Source organism: Rhizobium sp. WSM409 (assembly GCF_057653825.1).
Genome location: NZ_JBYGKP010000002.1, coordinates 482,392 through 500,693, shown reverse-complemented (window position 1 = coordinate 500,693; position 18,302 = coordinate 482,392). Strand labels below are relative to the sequence as shown.

The window sequence follows — 18,302 nt, the reverse complement described above, 5'->3', positions numbered from 1 at the left end:
CTTGCAATTTTCCTTGTCAACGTCTATCTGTCGTCAGGTAGATAAAATATTTGGGCAACGAAAGCAGGAGACGACAATGACGGCGGATACCAAGGATAGGATCATGGAGGCGGCACGGCTGACCGTGCAGGATCTTGGCTATGGCGGCCTCAGCTTTCGTGAGCTCGCCAAGGATGTCGGTATCAAGAGCGCCAGCATTCACTATTACTTCGCGACCAAGGGCGAACTGGGTGCGGCTCTCGCCAACCGCTATACGGCGCATTACTGGGCTGTTCTCGAGGATATGCTGACGCAGGGGCTCGATGTCGAGACATGCATGGCGCGCTACACCGAGGTCTTCGCCGATACCCTGCGTGCCGACAACCGTCTGTGCCTTGCCGGAATGCTAGGCGCCGAGCGGAACCAGCTTCCGGAAGAAGTGCAAACTGAAGTGGTGAAATACGGCGAGATGAACGAACGCTGGCTTGAACGCGTGCTGGCCATGCGCGATCCGGATGAGACGGAGCAAAACCAGCGTCGGGCAAAGGCCATTTACGCCGCTGTCCAAGGCGCGCAGCTCATCGCGCATACCCGAAACAATGTCTCGCTGTATGAGGAGATCATTGCGACATATCGAGAGAACGGACTGCTGCCCTAGTGGCTCCACAGTCGTCACTGGAAAGTCTGGCACTTTATCGGTACCCTCAATTCACGGGTAGTTGACGCTGCGACGTGCCGCCCTACTGCTAATAATCAGAGCACGGCGTCGCCCCGCCGGTACTCCGCCGTTGCCTCTTCCAACTTGGCCTTGAGTGGGGTATCTGATTCAGGTTTCAGTCGAACGGAACATTGCCTTGTCAGCTTCGAAGACATTGTTCGCAAATGCCGCAACAGTCGTCGTTCATGACAGCCGCCCGCCCGCAACACAGGCATGACGGTCGCTCTTCGACGAAGCGGTCTTCCCGCTCCGGCGGGATGATTTCAACTATCGGGTCGGCAAACAATTCGGTGAGGATGTCGTCCATCTCGAGGCTCCATTTCGAGGTATGGATTCGAGATGGGGAGCGGCGGCATTTCCGCAAGCCCTCATTGACTCCGCCCGGTTTTCTGGCACCGTTGCAACGCCATCAGCGGGGGCAGCAAATGTCATCATCCCACTATACGCATGGGTCGAGCGAGGCGGAGCAACAGCGGTTGACAGCCCTGAATAAGCGGCTCAACGAACGTTGCATCGATGCCGCGCGGCTGGCCGCCGGTGAACGCGTCGTCGACTTCGGGGCGGGCCTTGGCCAGTATTCACGGATGATGGCGCAGGCCACCGGCGTCCCTGTGCTGGGGATCGAGCGAAGTCCAGAACAAATCGCCGAGGCGCTACGTCAGGCGGCGGCCGACGGCGAGACCGCGATGATCGAGATGAGAAAGGGTGACGTCCTCGATCCTCCTCTTCGCGAAGACGAGGTGGGGCAGTTCGACGTCGCGCACGCCCGCTTCGTCCTTGAGCACATACCGGACCCGCTGGCGGTCGTCCGCAACATGGCACGTGCGGTTCGACCAGGCGGGCGGGTCATCCTCTCCGACGACGACTACGACAGCCTCAGGCTGTGGCCGGAGCCGCCAGGGTTCTCGTCGGTATGGGCCGCCTATCAACGGACCTATGACAGACACGGCAACGATCCGGTCGTCGGGCGCCGCCTCGTGCAGTTGCTCCACCAGGCGGAACTCCTTCCCCGCCGCAACACGTTCGTCTTCTTCGGCGGGTGCGCGGGCGATCCGGATTTCGATGACGTGGTTCGCAACATCGCGAGTATCGTCGACGAAGCGATCGACGAGATCGTAGCGACTGGTCTTTCGCGAGATGCGGTCGCCGCAGCGCTCGACGCCTTGATCGCTTGGAGCAAGGCGCCGGATTCTGCTGTTTGGTTCGGGATGTCATGGGCTGAAGGACTTCGTCCGCTCTGACGGCGGCCTCGGAGGCTTTTTGGCTCAGGCGCCTGGGCGACCTCCGGCTGGCCGGCATTGTGGTCTTCGGCGGCCCGTAGATCGCCGAACAGCGATGATAGCCTCGAAAACCTGACTGCATTGGACCTCTCACGATCACGGGTTCCTCAAATTTGAGGCGAGCATTCCGGAAAGGTATGTATGACCTCTGCGCTTGACCGGGAAAGAGCCTCTTACGCGTTGAGAGGAAGCTGACCTGCGGAGCCGATTGGTCCGCAGGCTCGGGTCTAGTCGTCGGTCAGACCTGGGCCAGGCCCCCGTCAATGGGCAGGTCGATACCGGTGACGTAAGACGACTCGTCTGACGCCAGGAAGTAGGCGCCGGCTGCGAGTTCGTCTGGAAGGCCGAGCCGGCCAAGAGGTGTCATCGAGGCGAAGACACCTTTGGCGGCTTCCGATGCTTCATCACTGTCGAACTGACCACGAATGATCGGCGTATCCGTTGCGCCAGGGCTCAGGGTATTGACACGAATGCCCTTCTCCTTGAGCTCCTGGGCCCAAACCCGCACGAGACCACGGACGGCCGCCTTGGTGGCAGTATAGATGCCGTGCGCGGGAATGCCCTTCACGTTGACGATCGAGGAGATCACAACGATAGAACCTCCCCGGCTCATGAGCGGCAGAGCTTTCTGCACGGTGAAGACGACACCCTTGACGTTGATGTCCATGGTCTTGTCGTAATGGGCTTCCGAAAGGTCGAAGATCTTGGCGTGTTCGACAAATCCAGCGTTTGCGACCAAGATATCGACGACGCCCTTTTCGGCTTTGACCGTTTCATACAGCCGGTCGAGGTCGGCAAGGCTGCTGACGTCGCCCTGCACCGTCGATACATTGTTGCCGATCTCGGCTTTTGCCTTGGCAAGTTCGGACTCGCGGCGACCGGTGATGAACACGTATGCGCCTTCGCGAACAAAGCGCTTGGCGGTCGCCAGCCCGATACCGCTCGAACCACCGGTGATGACTGCGACCTTGCCTTCGAGACTAGACATAGCATGCTCCATGATGACCGCTGAAAGCGGATTGATTGAACTCATCGGGCGATTGAGGAAATCTCGTTGCAGCCGATGAAATGAATATTGCCATTCCTGAGGCCGGGCGTCAGACTGCTTGAGGAGATAATGGTTATTCTTGTGAGGAATGATGGATCGACTGCAGGCAATGACGACCTTTATTCGCGTGGTCGACACCGGCTCGTTTTCAGGGGCGGCCAGGCAACTGCGCGTTGGGCAGCCTGCAGTGTCTAAGACGGTTGCGCAGCTTGAGGATTGGCTGCAGGTGCGCCTATTAATACGGTCGACGCACTCGCTGGCGCCTACGGATGCCGGCTTACGTTTTTACGAGCGCGCCCGCATTGCTATCCAAGAAGTCGATGAAGCTGAGCTTGAGGCTCGTGGCGCTGGCGCGGGCCTGTCTGGCAGACTGCGGGTCTCGGCAGCAACCACCTTTGCTCGGTTGATGATCGTACCGAGAATGCCGGAGTTCCTGGCGCAGCACCCTTCACTCGATATTGACATACTGCTGGATGATCGCGTTATCGACGTCGTCGCCGAAGGGATCGACATAGCGCTTCGCATGGGTGGCCTGTCAGACTCCACAGCAGTCGCACGAAAGCTTGCGACTGGCACCCGGTCAGTAGTCGCTACTCCGGATTATCTAGAGCGGACGGGCATGCCCCAGATACCAGCGGACTTGGTCAATCATCACGCCTTGGTCTACAGCCAGCTCGACGACACCTGGGCATTTCGGCGAGGGGAAGAGGTTGCCTCCGTGACTGTCCGTGGCCGCGTTAGGCTTAGCGCCGCGGAAGGGATCCGAGCCGGCGTCCTTGCTGATATGGGCTTAGCGGTCACGTCCGATTGGATGTTTGCGCCGGAGCTGGCAACGGGTGCGGTGCAGCGTCTGCTGCCGGATTGGACGCTTCCACCGATCGATCTTTGGGCCGTCTACCCATCTGGCCGCTTGGCAAGTGCCAAAGCGCGCGCGTTTGTCAGTTTCGTCGAAAAAGTCGTGGCTAGGGCAGATCCTATTCAATCGGGATTATAGCTTGCGGCTTTAAGTCATTTGCGCATTCGGTGTGAAGCGGGGGGATCAAGGTGCCGACCGGATCCCATAGCGTCTCGATTTTCCTTTCTGCCCGAGCCCGCAATATGGCGCTAACCCACCATGTCCTCGAAGGACGGGCGGATCTGGGCGTTGGTCGCTTGCCGCTAGATGAAAACGTCTTCGACTGGCGCCCGGCGTCGTGGTCCGCCCCTTTGAACCGAGCGCCCTGTACCACTACGTTGTGTTTTGGTAAAAGGGCCGACATCTCGGCCCGATGGCACGGGAAGCCATTGATGTGCTGGTCGAGTGCGCGCAGGAGGAATCCGAACCTAGCAAGTAATGAGACTACCAGGGTCTTGGAGGTCTTGATTGAGATACGAGCCGGCTGTCAATGCCGCGTGAATTTTCCCCAATAGTGCCGAAGTAAAATTCCCCACTTATGCCGACGTGGATGCCAGGGAGAATTGAGGATTTTTCGGCGGCCGCCCGCGCGGCTTTTGAGGTGGAGCGAATGCGGGCGGAGCAATGAGAGCTTTGGAGCGAACATGCTCCGGCATCAGTTCGGCATGCTGGCGCAACCGGTAACTCGATCCCTCGATTTGCACGACGACGGCGTGATGAAGCAGTCTGTCGAGAAGCGCGGTGGCGACAACGGGATCGCCGAAGACATCGCCCCATTCAGCGAAGCCGCGGTTTGATGTCAGGATCATCGCACCTCGTTCATATCGGGCGTTCACGAGTTGGAAGAACAGATTGCCGCCACCCTGGACGACCGGCAAATATCCGATCTCGTCAACGATGAGCAGGCTTGGCCTGCAGAAGAAGCGAATGCGCTCCTGAAGCCGACCCTCCCGTTCGGAACGGGCCTGCGAACCGATGAGGTCGGCAAGGTTCGTGAAGTAGACGCTCTTTCCAGCTTTGACGGCTTCGACGCCGAGCGCCGTGGCAAGATGACTCTTGCCGGTTCCAGGTGGGCCGAGGAAATGCACGGCCTCGTGTCGATCGACGAAGCCAAGCTGCGCCAGAGTGAAGATGCGATCGCGATCGAGCGAAGGCTGGAAAGTGAAGTCGAAACCAGCGAGTGTCTTGATCGTCGCGAGCCTGCCCATCCGCAGCGCCGTCTTGATGCGGCTGTTCTCGCGTAGGGTCAGTTCCTCGGAAAGAAGGATATCGATCGCTTCGAGTGCAGACAGCTCGCCATGTTCGAGGCGTCGCACGACATGGTCGAGCGCTTCCAGTGCGCGCGGCATCTTCAGGCCCACGAGATCATGGCGAATACGGTCGATCATGGACGGTATTGCATCGAGGGTCGCACTCACGGGCGGTTCTCCTTTGCCAAGACCTTACCGACGGCGTCATAGAAGGCGAGAGACCGCTGCAGCACGGTGTCGCCGGCGGGCTTGACGACAATGGCCTCGCCTCGTGTTCGTGGCCACTGTTGCGGCGTGAGTGCTCGTCGGTGGTCAGGATGAACCCGGCGTTGTTTGCGGCCCTCGAGGACAGGATGCGCGGCGATCAGGGTGCCGTTCTCGAAGATGCGGACCTCGTCGGCAAGCGAATGGACCTCCACCGTTCGACTGCGGGTCGCATCCGGAACGCTGTAGGTGTTGCCGCCGACGCTGACCATGCCCTCCCGCGATACGCGGCGCTCCAGCTTCAGAACGGATTTGAAGGGTGCCAGCGGTAGCGGCCGCAGATACGGACGCTCCTCGGCGAAGGCCTCGTTGACGACACGCTGGGTCGTCGCGTGCTTCCTTGGATTGGCGACGGTGTCGAGCCAGTGCCGGAGCTGGGCGTTCATGTCGTCGAGATTGCGGAACGAACGAGCGAGGAAGAAGTCCTCGCGGATATACCGAAACGGCCGCTCGACCTTGCCTTTTGTCTTGGCTCGGTAGGCCTTGCACGCCTTAGGATGGAATCCATAATGGCGGGCCAGGTCGATGAGAGCACGGTTGTAGATGATGCCCTCCGTCTGACCTTCGCCGATAACAGCAGTCTTCATCCGGTCGTAGAGCACCTCCCGCGGCGCACCACCAATCGCCTCGAAAGCGGCGATGTGGCAACGCAGGACGGTCGGCAAGTTCTGATGCATGACGAAGCGGGCCCAGATGAGGCGGCTGTGACCCAACACCATCGAGAACAACCAAACGATCCTTGGCGTCATTGGCTCATCGGTGAAAACGACATGGAATTGGGCGAAATCGACTTGGGCCTGTTCGCCAGGCGGCGTCTCGAAACGAACTTCGAAACCTGGATTTGCCGGAGGTCGCACGTCACGAAGAAAGTCCGTGACGGCGGTGTAACCGCCGGCATAACCTCGATCCCGGAGTTCTCGGAGCAACCGACTGCCAGTGAGGCCGGGATAGGTCTTCACCCGCTCCCGCAGGTATGAAGCGAACGGATCGATCACCGTCGCGCGAGGCTTTCTCGGCCCATAAGCCGGAGCCTCGAGGCCTCGTTCAATGTATTTGCGCACCGTCTTGCGATCGATGCCTGTTTCTCTGGAAATAGCCGACACCGTCAGCCCCTGCTGATGCAGATCCAGGATCATGATCGTCTCCCTCAGCTTGATCACCAATGTCCCCCTTCCGACCATCGGAAGGAGTATCGGCGATGACGCGCCGCTGGTCTTCCGGGGCGCGCCCCGGAAGACCAGCGGCCGCAGCACCTGGGGAAGATTCAAACGGCACTAATGGGGAGTATTGCTCCGGTACTGACACCGGCGACCTGTCGTCGAATGAAATAGTCCTCCAAATATCTTATTCTTGGCTTTGTTGTGGTTATGAAAGCAAACCCCGACTACGGGCGTGAGATGCAGCAGCTGTCCGCGTTCTTGCATTGAGCTTGGCGAGGATCGAAGAAACGTGGTGATCCACCGTCTTGGCCGAGACGAACAGCAACGCAGCTATCTCACCGTTGGATTTACCCAGATCAATCCATCGCAACACATCCATCTCGCGCATCGTCAGGCCGGCCGGGTTGGCCTTCGTGCTGGCCCTTGGACCACGGGCGGCAACACGGCCAAGTCGGCCACGTATGATCGCGCGGACATGCTGGGCAACTGCCGAGGCTCCCATGCCTTCAAGCAGGTCTAGTGCGTGATAGACGGCATTATCGTCACCATCGAGGAGTGTCATGGCCTGCCAATATGGCGATCCCCTCTCGTTCCAGGTCTCCGCTGCGGCCGCCCAGTCACCAGCCAGCATCTGGCGAACGACCTCATCTCCGTCGAAGTCCGAGCAGAGCGAAACGTCTGCTCCAAGTTTTCGTTTCCAGACAAGCAGCAGCGAAACTGCGGCGTCATCCCTGGAAAGAGCAATGGCCTGATCGAGCAAACTCAAGGCTCGTCCGATGTCCTCCAAGCCCAACCAAGCCCGCTCCGCTACCAGCTCGGCATAGGGTGCCAGCCTCTGCAGCTCCCTGCCCGTCTCAAGAAAACGCGACAGTTCCTCCAGCAATGCGTCTGCCGGCTCACCACGTCGTGTCCTGAGAACGGCGAGCGCAAGAACATTTGGGTATCGTGATAAAGAAGCAGCATTGACATTGCCGACGACCAAGCTGGCCGCCCGCTCCGCCTCGTCCCAGCGCCCGAGATAAGTGAACAACTCCGCCTGTTCGCCACGCATGTAGTCACGCCACGTGTCGAGGTCGTGTTCGATACAGTAGCTAATTCCGCGCCCGAGAAAATCCTCCGCGTCTGCGACAGAATGCAAACGCAGCTCTATCCAGCCTCGATTGGTGAAACTACGAGCTGCGTGCTCCTCGAGCTGGTGAGCGAGCGCGATTTCCAGACTACGTCCAAGGAGCTGCCGGGCTTGATCGGGGTCACGCCACAAGACTGCGGTGCCAACATTATTCAGTGCATGACAGAGAATATCGGGTCTGCCGATAGCTTCGGATTGCGCCAGGCCGATCGCCCTCTCCCCATAGTGGCACGCTGTCTCCGTGTCGCCTGCGAGCATACTCAGTTGCGAGAGATTGGAATATGCCATGGCGAGCTCTGCTCCCTCAGTCTGCGCCTCCAAGAGATCCACGGCCTCCTTTCCATAGGCATCGCTATCCTTGCGGTTGCCTGCGAGGTAACTGAGTCGAGACAGCCAGCGCAGGCTTTCGCCCTCCCGCAGTGGCGCGCCGAGGCGGTGATGAATAGCGAGCGCTTTCTTCTGCGAAACTATGGCCCGCTCGACCTGGCCGACCAGGTGACATTCGAAGGCGTGGTGTTCATACAGGTCTGCCCGCTGCTTTTCATCAAAAGCAGAGGCGTGAGTCAATGCAAGTTCATAGTGCTTGATCGCCTCGCGATGGGCACCCAGCCTTGCCGCTTCTGCTGCCGCCTGCGGTGCCAGTTCACAGATGGCAGCGAGATCCTGCGCTTCATTCGCATGGTGTATCAACCGCACCCACGGCACATGTCCGGCATGACGGGAGGCTGCCAGGGCCGTTGCGTTCAACCCACGCCGGCGAATGGGCGACAAAGATTGCTCTATCACCTGGCGAGTGATCTCGTGACGAAACGAGTATGTTCCATCAACCCGACGCATCAGGCCGCAGTCGAGGCATGCCTGCAAGGATTTTTCGGCGCCATCGCCGCAAATCGCGTCGAGAGACTTGAGGTCGACTGCATCGGGAAAGATCGAGGCTGCGGCAAGAATATCCCTATCAGGAGCCGTTAGGCCCTCCGCACGCGCAAGAACGGCATCGCGAACGGTTCTCGGCATCACCTTCCAGTCGCCCGCCTCGATCAGCTCGGTAATGAAATAGGCATTGCCCCCGGTGACACGAAAAATCTCATCACCGTCAAAACCGCGTAGCATTGCAAGTTCACTTACGGCAGCCCTACTCAATGCAGGGACGTCTATTCGCCTCTGACTGGCGGCTGGGATATCGCCCAAGGCTTTCCGCAGACGTGATTGTAAACCAACATCATCGTCCCGTGCCGTCAATAGAATCAAGACATGCGCGTCGCGGATCCGTCGCCCCAGATATCGAATGAGGTTCAGTGTCGCATCATCGGCCCAGTGGATGTCCTCGATCACAATCAGGCTCGTGGGCGCTCCCACGCTCAACAGTCGAAAGACCTCGGAGAACAAGGCGATCCGACTTTCGGTGGACGAAAGCGTCTCCGACAAGGCCCACCCAGCTTCGCGAACGAGGTCGCGCAAGGGGCCGAGCGGTTCTGCCGTGCCGAAATTCTCGCATGCACCCCGCAAGACCCGTGTAGTCTTACCAACGAGATCGGTGAATATGTTGACGAGCGCGGATTTTCCCGCTCCGGCCTCGCCCACCAAAACGGCGACGTGGCCATTTCCCTCAGCAGCTTCGCTCAGAAGCGACTGCAGTTGTTCGAGTTGTTCGGCGCGCTCCAAGAGTTGCATGACGTATGCCCATCATCATCCAGCGGCGTTGAACGCAACTAAGCGGAAAAAATGGGGAATGCGCAAAGAGAAAATAGGGACATCCCCCGAAGCGGTCTCTCCTACCTCAGGGTATCAATCTCATGGTGAGGACCATGAAATCCATTGAGGAGACGTGAAAATGCCAAAATACCTGATCGAGAGGAACATCCCAGGAGCATCCAAGCTCAATGCCGAACAGCTTCAGGGCATCTCGGCTAAGTCAAACGATGTTGTTGCAGGCCTCGGCGTGCCCTATGAATGGGTGACGAGCTATGTCGCCGGCGACAAGATCTACTGCGTCCACGAGGCGGAAAGCGCCGAGATCATTTATAGGCACGCTCGCGAAGGTGGTTTCCCCGCTGATCTGGTGACCGAAATTGCGTCGCAGATCGGTCCGGCGACGGCGAATGGCAGAACATAGACGGCAATCGACGCGGCGTGTTCTGAAAGAAGCCGTCGCGTCCATTCATTTTGTGGCTCAACACCCCGCCTATGGCGCGGCTTCCATGCGACCACCATCAATGCCGTTGCACACAGCAAGTGCCTGAACTTCTCAGCTAGCTCCAGCCGACTTGCTATTCCGCTGGGACAGCGGACGCTCCTACGCCTTGAACCAGAATGAACCTTCGCCCCGTAGTCCGTTCAGCATTAGGCTGTTGATAAATAAGTCTTTTGGCGCCGATTTCGGTCAATTAAGCCCAGTGCACTCACGCTTCCAGCGACCTGGATAGGCAAGCCAAAAAACCACTCCACCAGCCAAGCGGAAATTTCAGTTGAAGTTTCGTGAAACTATGCAATCTCTGATCATCATTTTGAACTCGACCGATTCGTCTTAGTAGGTTTGCAGCTATCAGGACTCAGTTCGTTTCCGTGACTGCTTACCCTCAACCCCTCGCATTATTGGCTCCAGATGCCCGACAAGATTACGATAGATCTCGCCTCGATGTACGGCGAATTCAAGCTCGACAAAATAGTCCGCCGCGATGCCTTTAAACGCGTGATAGAAAAGCTCTATCGCCGACCGGAAGATGACGAACCTCTGGAGAGAAATTCGGGGTATCGCCCATCGTCTCTCAATGTAATGAAGTCCCGTCGCCATGAGACAGTCATGATCAGCGCGCGACGAGGTGATGGAAAAACGACATTCCTGACGGATGTTTTGCGGTTCATCGAGAAGAGGCAGGCCGGTGAGGCTCCCAATGAGCTGTTTGAAAACATGGAAATGGAGGGTGGTCCGGCATCACTCTATAGCCTTGGCATTGTCGATCCTACCCTGATCGAGACCAAACAGAATATCGTTGTAATGATCATTGAAAAGATCAAAGCAGCGGTAGACCAGGCGAAAAGAGCCGACAGGCCTGCGGCCGAAGACCACTATCGCGTATTCAAGCAGCGGTTGCGTGAACTCGCGGCCGGCTTGACGCTCCTCGACGGCATCGGTGATGAATCGCTTCACGGCAAGGAATGGGTCGATCCTGACTATGTGCTGGACAAAGGGCTGGATCGCGCTAGCGCAGCGGCGGCATTCGAACGCTCGTTTTATCGCTATGTCAGCGAGGCTTGTCGTTTCCTGACCGTAGATGCCTTTGTGCTGGCAGTGGATGACGTCGATACCTCGTTTGAGCGCGGCTGGCCGGTACTCGAGGCGATCCGAAAATATCTTGCGACACCCCGATTGAAGCTTTTGCTCGCTGGTGACATGAAACTCTACAATCTGCTTGTCCGACAGCAGCAATGGAAGCAGATGACTTCGGACTTCATCAATGCAGAGCGGCAGGTTCCACGAAATCAGTCCTACAGTGATCAGATTGCACCGATGATTGACGTGCTCCAGGATCAGTATCTTGTGAAAATTGTCCGCCCCGAAAACAGGATCGATCTGCAGCCTCTGACTTATTACGCCGAGCGCGCATCCATATCCTTCACAAATGGCAATACGAAAGCCATCACAGAGCGAATGGTGTCGCGGCGCTACGCGAAACGCCTGCTGGGGCTTGGCGCCCCGGAGGATGTCGCAACGATACGGTCGATCATGCTTCGCCTGCCCATGCGCAGTAGTCTCCAGCTGTATTCGTCAGTATGGCCTCTTTCGTCTAACGGGGGGCGCGGCGACCAATCGCAACAGTACGAGATAGCATTGGACACGCTTCGTCATGTCGCATCGACCGGTCTTATGGTACTTGATTTCGATGAAAACGAGTTGCGCAATCCCGAACCCGACCGGATTTTCGGAGTGTTTGCGGGCTGGATGACGAAAAAGGACCTTTGGCGCCCGATGGCGCGGTTCTATCCGGAAGGTCTCGAAGAGAGTAGTGATCTTGCCGCGATGTCGGTCGGCGCAACACTCGTGGACCTGTTTCGTCGGCAGCCAAGAGCGATTTTCGATTACTGGCTGAAGGTTTGTACAATCCGTGAAAAAATTGATCGCGGGGACATCACAACGCCTGAGCGGCTCAAAGAGCTTCTCGATCATCTCAACATCCGCAGCAAAGAGGAACCTCTGCAGACTGTTGGCCGCCTGGCTGCATGGGAGGCAGCTGAAGGACAACAAATCGCCCGGGGAATACGCATCAGCGGTGCCGCTGTGCCAGCCGGCCCACGCATTCGCGAAACCGGAGCTGCCTCTTCAGAACTCTATGGCAATTTCGATTTCGAGAGCTTCAGGCGAGAATTAGGGTCCAAGAACGAGAACTCTGTCAACCGTGCACTTCAGAAGTTACCAGCACCGCTTCGTGGCTTCCATTCGCGGTTGGCCCAGTCTGGTTGGGACTATTCCTACAATGGTAAAGGAGAAGCGGGTTTCGTTCCTGTATTCGGCAACACGCTGGAAAGCCTGCGAGCCGGATTAAGTGGCCAGGTCGCGTCGATTGCGATGATCCCGGCAAGCCGGATCACAAGCGGTCAGCAATCCGACAATGGCAGCTATTCCCTGCTCCGGATTCTGGGTTTCATCAGTGGTATACTCGGAGTGAACCGTGGCAACCTCACGCCCCGCACACTTCGCCGCCGCCTCGATCAGTTTTTAGTCACGGCTGGAATGCCGCGGAGCTATCCTACACCCGGTGGAGCGGCCACCAGCACGGCCGGGAGCAATGTAGATGAGGACGGTGAAATCTCATCTAATCTCCCGGGCGAACCGGAGGAACCGGGCGCAGATTCCTGGGCTTCGAACGACGAGGCGCTAGACGCATTGATCCGGTGGCTCGATGCGCTTGATGCCGCTTCGCTGTCTCTGGCGCCGATAACGCTGGCGCGCGTATGGACGCGGTTTTCCTATGCGTTCGACTCCATTCGTGACGAACTTCGTCATACCAAAACGCGTTATCTTGGCGTGTTGATGCATCGCTCAATTATCGCTTTTCTACACGCGCTGGCGGTCGAGACCTATCGCGCCGAAGGCAACACCATCGGCCCGAAGATGGCCGATAACCCGATCCGTTCAAACGAACCATTTCTGGCTATGCTTCAGGAGCTGGACATCAGAGAGGTGGACGCCAATACCGACGAAGACGAAGACGATGTTTCTGACGACGAGGTTCGTTTCTTTCGTTGGGTTTTTGCCTGCCCCCTTTGGGGCTACTTTCTCGCAAGACACGAGGCGGATCTCACAGGATCGAAAAGCCGCGACGCAGCGGCCGAGATTTTTGATCTCTACCGGCAACAATCACGCGCTTTCACAGGTATCGAACTCGACTACAGCGTGAGCTTTCGCCAGCCGAATGACGGTCGAACAGTGCAATTCGACGGTTTGTTTTTCCTCCTGAACAGCGTCTATTTGCAAGGCCATAAAGCTGCACGTGCAGCCGAGCCGAAGCCGGCTACACGTCGCCTGGTCGTTCGAGGCAGGCCTGTTCCGTCCGGCGGTGACAACGTGGATAAGTCCTGATGGCGGCCCTGATTGATCGGCGTGCCTTCAGCGACAGCCACGGATTGGCAGAACTTTGCCGTGGAGCTATTCCGTCAATCACCGAGACAAAACGCAGGATCTTCATTACGGAGCGTCGAACCAATTTCGGTTTTCCCGATCACTTCTATAAGGGCTATCTGGCCGATCGTATGAGTGACGTGGGTACGGTTAGCGAGCTGCCGTATCACACGCTCACCAGGCTTGCAGAGCGTTATCTGGAGCGCCGGGACGGAAAGATCGTCGTGCGCCTCGACCGGTTTGCCGAATGGCACGAGCTCCTGCCATTCATTTCACCGCTCGCCGTTCTTATCGCTTTTCTCGTGAACGAAGACCGGGCGACCAGCAATTCCACGCTTGATCCGCGCGTAGATCTCGAACGCGAGATTGGCGACACGGCTGTCCTGGGTCCGCATGACCTCGCGCTTGACGATCTTATCGAGCGAAAGGGTTTGAACGAACTGCATATGCATCTGAACGGCAGCACCGAACTGGATATCGTCTGGGCCGACGCCTGCACCGATCCTGACGGATTCTACGGAGAGCTTTTGGCAGCTTCCCGAAAGAGCAAGCTTCCAGTAGCAGAGCTTTATGAGCAACTGGAGTTTGGACTGACTCCTTATAAGCTCTACGAACGCATGCGTGCTTTAAGACGCGTACGTCACTACATGGCCGATATACTTGGTGCGGCACCAGACTATGGGTCGCGTTTGCGTGGTCTTTCCAAGTTGACTGAGGCGATGACAGCCGATCTCAGCGATGGAGAATGGAACTATGAGCGACAGTCATCGCTGTCCGAACATCCGAGTTCAAAGCTCTACGGTCGGCGTCGATACAGCCGGCTCATCAACGAAGCGGCATGGCTCTATCGTTGCCTGTCGCACCTTCGTCACAATCGATCAGACACGATCATCGGGACAGGTCTTTATTTCAACTTTTTGCTCCTCAATCAGGTAACGCGCCTGGCGGTCCAGCAGCCGGAAGAGTCCGGGTTCGACCAGTTCCAGAAATATACCCTGCTCGGAACACGCGAAAAACTTGAGCGGCATTACGAAGCACGCTTCCGTCAGCTCAACATCGCCTCACCTCACACTTTGCTGTCACATCTGGAGGGTCGGTTTGCCCCCAAAAGCAGCATTTCCGAAACCGAAAACCTCGTGCTTCAGATTACTGAAGACTATCTTGCGTTTCGCGGCTGCAGTCATCGTGGGCACTTGCGCAAGCTGCATGGCAAGGTGCCACCATGTCTTGTTTCACAGCCGTGTGACGGCGATCGGTGCGCAAGACGCGGTCGTCCCGACGCAGAACTTTCGCTGGTTGCGCATTTCATCAAGAAGCCGCCCAGTGGTCAGAAAGATAACTCCAGAGGATATTTGGACAGTGACCTGCGCGCAGATCTAGATAGACAAGCGCGTCATCTTCGTGAACTGATTGCACGAAGGGACTTAATCAGAACCGTTCTTGTCGGGATTGACGCAGCTTCGAACGAACTACACGCGCCGCCGGAACCGTTCGCCCCGGCTTTTCGAATCATGCGGCAGGCAGGCGTCGGCAGAGCAACTTTTCATGTAGGCGAAGATTTCCGCCATCTGGTTTCGGGGATCCGCTCTGTCGCGGAGGCCATAGCATATCTTGACCTGCGCGCGGGCGATCGCATCGGTCACGCGATCGCACTTGGCGTTGATCCCACCCTCTGGCGTGCGCGGACCCCCGACCGGATAATGCTCAATCGGCACGACCTTCTGGATGACGCTGTTTTCGCGCAGCAGAACCTGGTTCAGCTCGACGGCTTTGCAGAAGATGTCGGGAGATTGACGGATATGATCACGCGACTTTCGCACGATATCTACGGTCTGGACGTGAGCCCGGTCGTCCTGTCGCAAGCCTGGCAACTCAGAGATCTTGATATCCGCGAAATCAGGCGGATCGAGCACCGTCTTGCGCAGCGCTTGCTGCCTGTCACGCCGGCCAATGTTGTTAAAGAGGCCCGTGTGCTGGCACAGGAAGTAATGGACAAACTCCGTGCCCGGGAGCTCGATCTGGTTGCCGACCGGGTCGAACATGCCGCATCTGGATACGCTTTCTACAGAAAGCGGCATCTGCTTGACGAAACAAAGAGGCCACTTTGCGAAAGCGTGACCGACCTCGTGTCAATACCTGCGCTCTGTGCCCTTCAGGACATTGTTCTCTCTGAGATAACGCGACGAGGCATTGCGCTTGAGGCACTCCCGACAAGTAACATGAGGATAAGCATCTATCAAACGATGGCTGAACACCACATCTTCAGATGGCTGGGATTAACGGGACCGGTGCTGAAAAACAGACCGACCGTAGTGATCGGAAGTGACGATCCTGGAATTTTCTGCACAAACATCCGGAACGAATATGCGGTCATTTCGTCGGTTCTACGCTCGGACTTTGGCAAATCCGCCGCAGAAGCTGCAGAGATTTTAGAAACATTGAACGACAATGGGCGGATTCATCGCTTTCGGCCGAACTCGCCCGCCTTCAGTTAGATGTTGACACTGAACCATCGGGCAGAGACATTATGCTGACCTGCAGGTCGCGAATAGGATCGATACCGGCATAAATCGTGCCGACGCATCCGATCCGCTACGTTTGCAGATCTGCTGCACGCAAGAGAGTAGCACCTGCTCGCTTCGGATCGAGATCCGGCGCTTCGGCTTCTTGAAGCGAGGAAGCCTTACTTGCCGACGGCTGCGTCAGCGAAATGCCGCGTTAGTGGGTCTGCGCTCAACGACTTGTACTCGATGAAACCGCCTTCCCGCGATAAATATTGGTATAACAGTTGCAAAACGCAAAAAATGTGGCATCATTTCCCTTATCACGAAAGGGAATCGCATGATTGACGTCCGCCAGACCATCCTTGATGCGGTTCCGAAGGACCTTCTGCTCGACTTAGAAGATCGGCTTCGTGCAGAGGCGTTGAAGGCCAATGACGTCGTACAGCGCGAATTCTCGTTGAATCCAAAGCGTAGTCGCGAAGCCGAGGGGCAGATCCGCTTTCGTTTGCAAGAGCAGGGCTACGAGGAAGTCGTGCAGCTTCACGGCGGGCACCTTCTGACTGACGGTGTGATGGTCGGGACAGACCTCAAGGTGTTTCAGCCATTTGCCCGATTTGTTGGCCCCAAAATCGGCGTTATTCTCGGCTTCGCCTCCATGCCTGAACGCAAAAAAATCCCTCCGAAAAACATGTCCCGTGCGGCCGGCGTGACGTTGAACGTCAGCCTTCAACACACGCTATTCTCTGATGACCGCAGTCCGCAACCGACAGATATCTTCGCCTTGTTTCTGACGGCGAGAGACCGCGAGCGCGCCGGCATGATCGAAGAGATTGCGATCGGCGTTATTGGCTCGGACTACAAAGACTTTCTCTTGTACGAGTCCCTTGAGAACTTCCTGGGCGGATATGGTGCGCAGACGCCAGCGGCCGGCCCGCAGGATCTGCATGGCGGCGGTAGCGTAGTCAAACTTCGCCAGGCTCGAAAATTGTTTGTTCCTCCGGAAACACGGCAAGACAAAGAATCCGAAGACGGCACGGGTGAATAAAGTCGCTCGTTAGGTTAAACCCTGCAAAACGTTTGATGCTCCGTACCGTCAAGTACGGAGCTTGTTGGATTCAAAACTATGAGAATTGGCACTCCGGGGTTCATTCCCGCCCGTTTGACCGAGGCGCGTGACGCGAGGCGCGTGACGACAATGTCGGCACTTGCAAGACGCTTGGGCGTGAGCCCTACCTCTGTCTCCCGTTGGGAAGACGAAGGCGCCGATCAAAGTCCAGATTATGCGACTTTGATCCGTCTTGCGGATGAGCTTGAAGTTCGACCAGAATTCTTCCTACGCCCTCGTTTTGCAAGCGAAAAACCAACCTTCTTGCGATCGCTTGCAAGCACCCTGGTTCGAGATCTGAATTACCAAAAGGCGCAGATGCACTGGCTTCAAGAAGCCAGTTTCGTCCTTGGGCACTACGTTGATCTCCCTGAGGTCGATATCCCCGATGTGCTTTCTGGCGGTCGTTACAGCGAATTGCGCGACGACGACATCGAGCGGATCGCGTTGCAGCTTCGACGGCACTGGAATCTGGGTGAAGGTCCCTGTGGCGATGTTGTTGCCTTGATGGAGCGCATAGGCGTCGTTGTCGCAACCATTCCCATGAATACAACTAAGCTCGATGGACTGTGCAGTTGGTCACCGATCGACGAGCGTCCTCATGTTCTGCTCGCGACTGACAAGATGTCGTTTCCTCGCCGGCAGATGGATGCAGCGCATGAATTGGCCCATGCGGTACTGCATAAGAATGTTTCCGAGGCTGAGTTTGAAGAAAATCTTCGTATTATCGAGAAGCAGGCCTTCCGCCTCGCAAGCGCTCTACTCTTACCCTCAACGACCTATCCTCACGAAGTGAGGCACCCTTCACTTGCAATGCTAACGACGCTCAAGGAACGCTGGAGAGTTTCCATCAAAGCTCAGATCAAAAGGCTTTCCGATCTGGAAATCATACCGGAAGACTATTCTCGTCAACTTTATAAACTCTACTCCGCCAAGGGTTGGGCTAAAGGCGAGCCCCTTGATCAGCAGTGGCCAATTCCGGCTCCAAAGGCATTGCGTGACAGTCTGACGCTGATCGTTGAGAATGGTATTAGGGGGAAGGCCGACCTTTTGGCGACAGAGTTCACCATCTCAGCGGGAGACATCGAGGCTCTTTGCAGTCTACCGCAAGGTTGGTTCGAACGAGAGGTAGCTGAGGTAGTCACATTGCGGATTAGCGGTAATCACTCGTCACGGACCCCAAGCGGCACGGGTGAAGTAGTGCCCTTTCCATTCGGAAAGCGTTGAGGGGTTGAATCTTGCAGATGCCGCAAATGAGCGCCGCTAGGACAGCTAGTGGCCAAATGGATTTTTTCCTCATCCGATAGATCAGACGACGCAGGAAATGGCAGAATCGGTTACGAGCCAGGCAGG

At 57.1% G+C, this 18,302-nt stretch carries 13 protein-coding genes; 8 read left to right on the top strand and 5 right to left on the bottom strand.

All coding sequences use genetic code 11. From position 1 onward, the window contains the following. Positions 1-76: 76 nt before the first annotated feature. Positions 77-637 carry a TetR/AcrR family transcriptional regulator gene (locus tag AC25BC_RS25860; protein WP_128439820.1) on the top strand — a complete coding sequence of 187 codons (561 nt, stop codon included), beginning with the start codon at positions 77-79 and terminating at the stop codon, positions 635-637. Positions 638-836: 199 nt separating this feature from the next. On the opposite strand, the gene AC25BC_RS25855 is transcribed toward AC25BC_RS25860, so the two are convergent. Continuing rightward, on the bottom strand, positions 837-1,004 hold the full coding sequence (locus AC25BC_RS25855; protein WP_164903037.1) for a hypothetical protein: 168 nt from the start codon (positions 1,002-1,004) through the stop codon (positions 837-839). A 169-nt stretch (positions 1,005-1,173) separates the two neighbouring features. Between AC25BC_RS25855 and AC25BC_RS25850 the strand changes: the two genes are divergently transcribed. Next, positions 1,174-1,938 carry a class I SAM-dependent methyltransferase gene (locus tag AC25BC_RS25850; protein WP_245459885.1) on the top strand — a complete coding sequence of 255 codons (765 nt, stop codon included), beginning with the start codon at positions 1,174-1,176 and terminating at the stop codon, positions 1,936-1,938. A gap of 277 nt (positions 1,939-2,215) precedes the next feature. Here AC25BC_RS25850 and AC25BC_RS25845 read toward each other — a convergent pair whose 3' ends face one another. Next, complete coding sequence (locus AC25BC_RS25845) at positions 2,216-2,965, bottom strand: SDR family NAD(P)-dependent oxidoreductase (protein WP_128439822.1); 750 nt, start codon at positions 2,963-2,965, stop codon at positions 2,216-2,218. A 151-nt stretch (positions 2,966-3,116) separates the two neighbouring features. Between AC25BC_RS25845 and AC25BC_RS25840 the strand changes: the two genes are divergently transcribed. Continuing rightward, the gene (locus AC25BC_RS25840; RefSeq protein ID WP_128439891.1) at positions 3,117-4,019 is read left to right on the top strand and encodes a LysR family transcriptional regulator; all 903 of its coding nucleotides are present in this window, start codon (positions 3,117-3,119) and stop codon (positions 4,017-4,019) included. Between the two features lie 437 nt (positions 4,020-4,456). Here the strand turns inward: AC25BC_RS25840 and istB are convergent, their stop codons facing one another. The 3 genes from istB to AC25BC_RS25825 all read right to left on the bottom strand — a co-directional run bounded on the left by istB (position 4,457) and on the right by AC25BC_RS25825 (position 9,394). Continuing rightward, the gene (gene istB / locus AC25BC_RS25835; protein WP_128439824.1) at positions 4,457-5,338 is read right to left on the bottom strand and encodes an IS21-like element ISRel3 family helper ATPase IstB; all 882 of its coding nucleotides are present in this window, start codon (positions 5,336-5,338) and stop codon (positions 4,457-4,459) included. Beyond that, positions 5,335-6,594 (bottom strand): IS21 family transposase, encoded by a 1,260-nt coding sequence (istA, locus tag AC25BC_RS25830; protein WP_128439825.1) that lies wholly within the window; start codon positions 6,592-6,594, stop codon positions 5,335-5,337. Before istA ends, istB begins: the two co-directional genes overlap by 4 nt. A gap of 205 nt (positions 6,595-6,799) precedes the next feature. After that, complete coding sequence (locus AC25BC_RS25825; protein WP_128439826.1) at positions 6,800-9,394, bottom strand: ATP-binding protein; 2,595 nt, start codon at positions 9,392-9,394, stop codon at positions 6,800-6,802. 160 nt (positions 9,395-9,554) lie between these two features. Between AC25BC_RS25825 and AC25BC_RS25820 the strand changes: the two genes are divergently transcribed. The 5 genes from AC25BC_RS25820 (at position 9,555) to AC25BC_RS25800 (ending at position 18,176) form a co-directional block, all read left to right on the top strand. Continuing rightward, complete coding sequence (locus AC25BC_RS25820; protein WP_128439827.1) at positions 9,555-9,836, top strand: DUF4242 domain-containing protein; 282 nt, start codon at positions 9,555-9,557, stop codon at positions 9,834-9,836. Positions 9,837-10,325: 489 nt separating this feature from the next. Beyond that, positions 10,326-13,301 (top strand): hypothetical protein, encoded by a 2,976-nt coding sequence (locus AC25BC_RS25815; RefSeq protein ID WP_128439828.1) that lies wholly within the window; start codon positions 10,326-10,328, stop codon positions 13,299-13,301. Continuing rightward, positions 13,301-15,835, top strand: a complete 2,535-nt coding sequence (locus tag AC25BC_RS25810; RefSeq protein WP_128439829.1) for an amidohydrolase family protein — start codon at positions 13,301-13,303, stop codon at positions 15,833-15,835. Before AC25BC_RS25815 ends, AC25BC_RS25810 begins: the two co-directional genes overlap by 1 nt. Before the next feature lie 346 nt (positions 15,836-16,181). Continuing rightward, entirely contained in the window at positions 16,182-16,889 is a 708-nt protein-coding gene (locus AC25BC_RS25805; RefSeq protein WP_128439830.1) for a hypothetical protein, read from the top strand. 150 nt (positions 16,890-17,039) lie between these two features. After that, the gene (locus AC25BC_RS25800) at positions 17,040-18,176 is read left to right on the top strand and encodes a helix-turn-helix domain-containing protein (protein WP_245459886.1); all 1,137 of its coding nucleotides are present in this window, start codon (positions 17,040-17,042) and stop codon (positions 18,174-18,176) included. Positions 18,177-18,302: the final 126 nt, after the last annotated feature.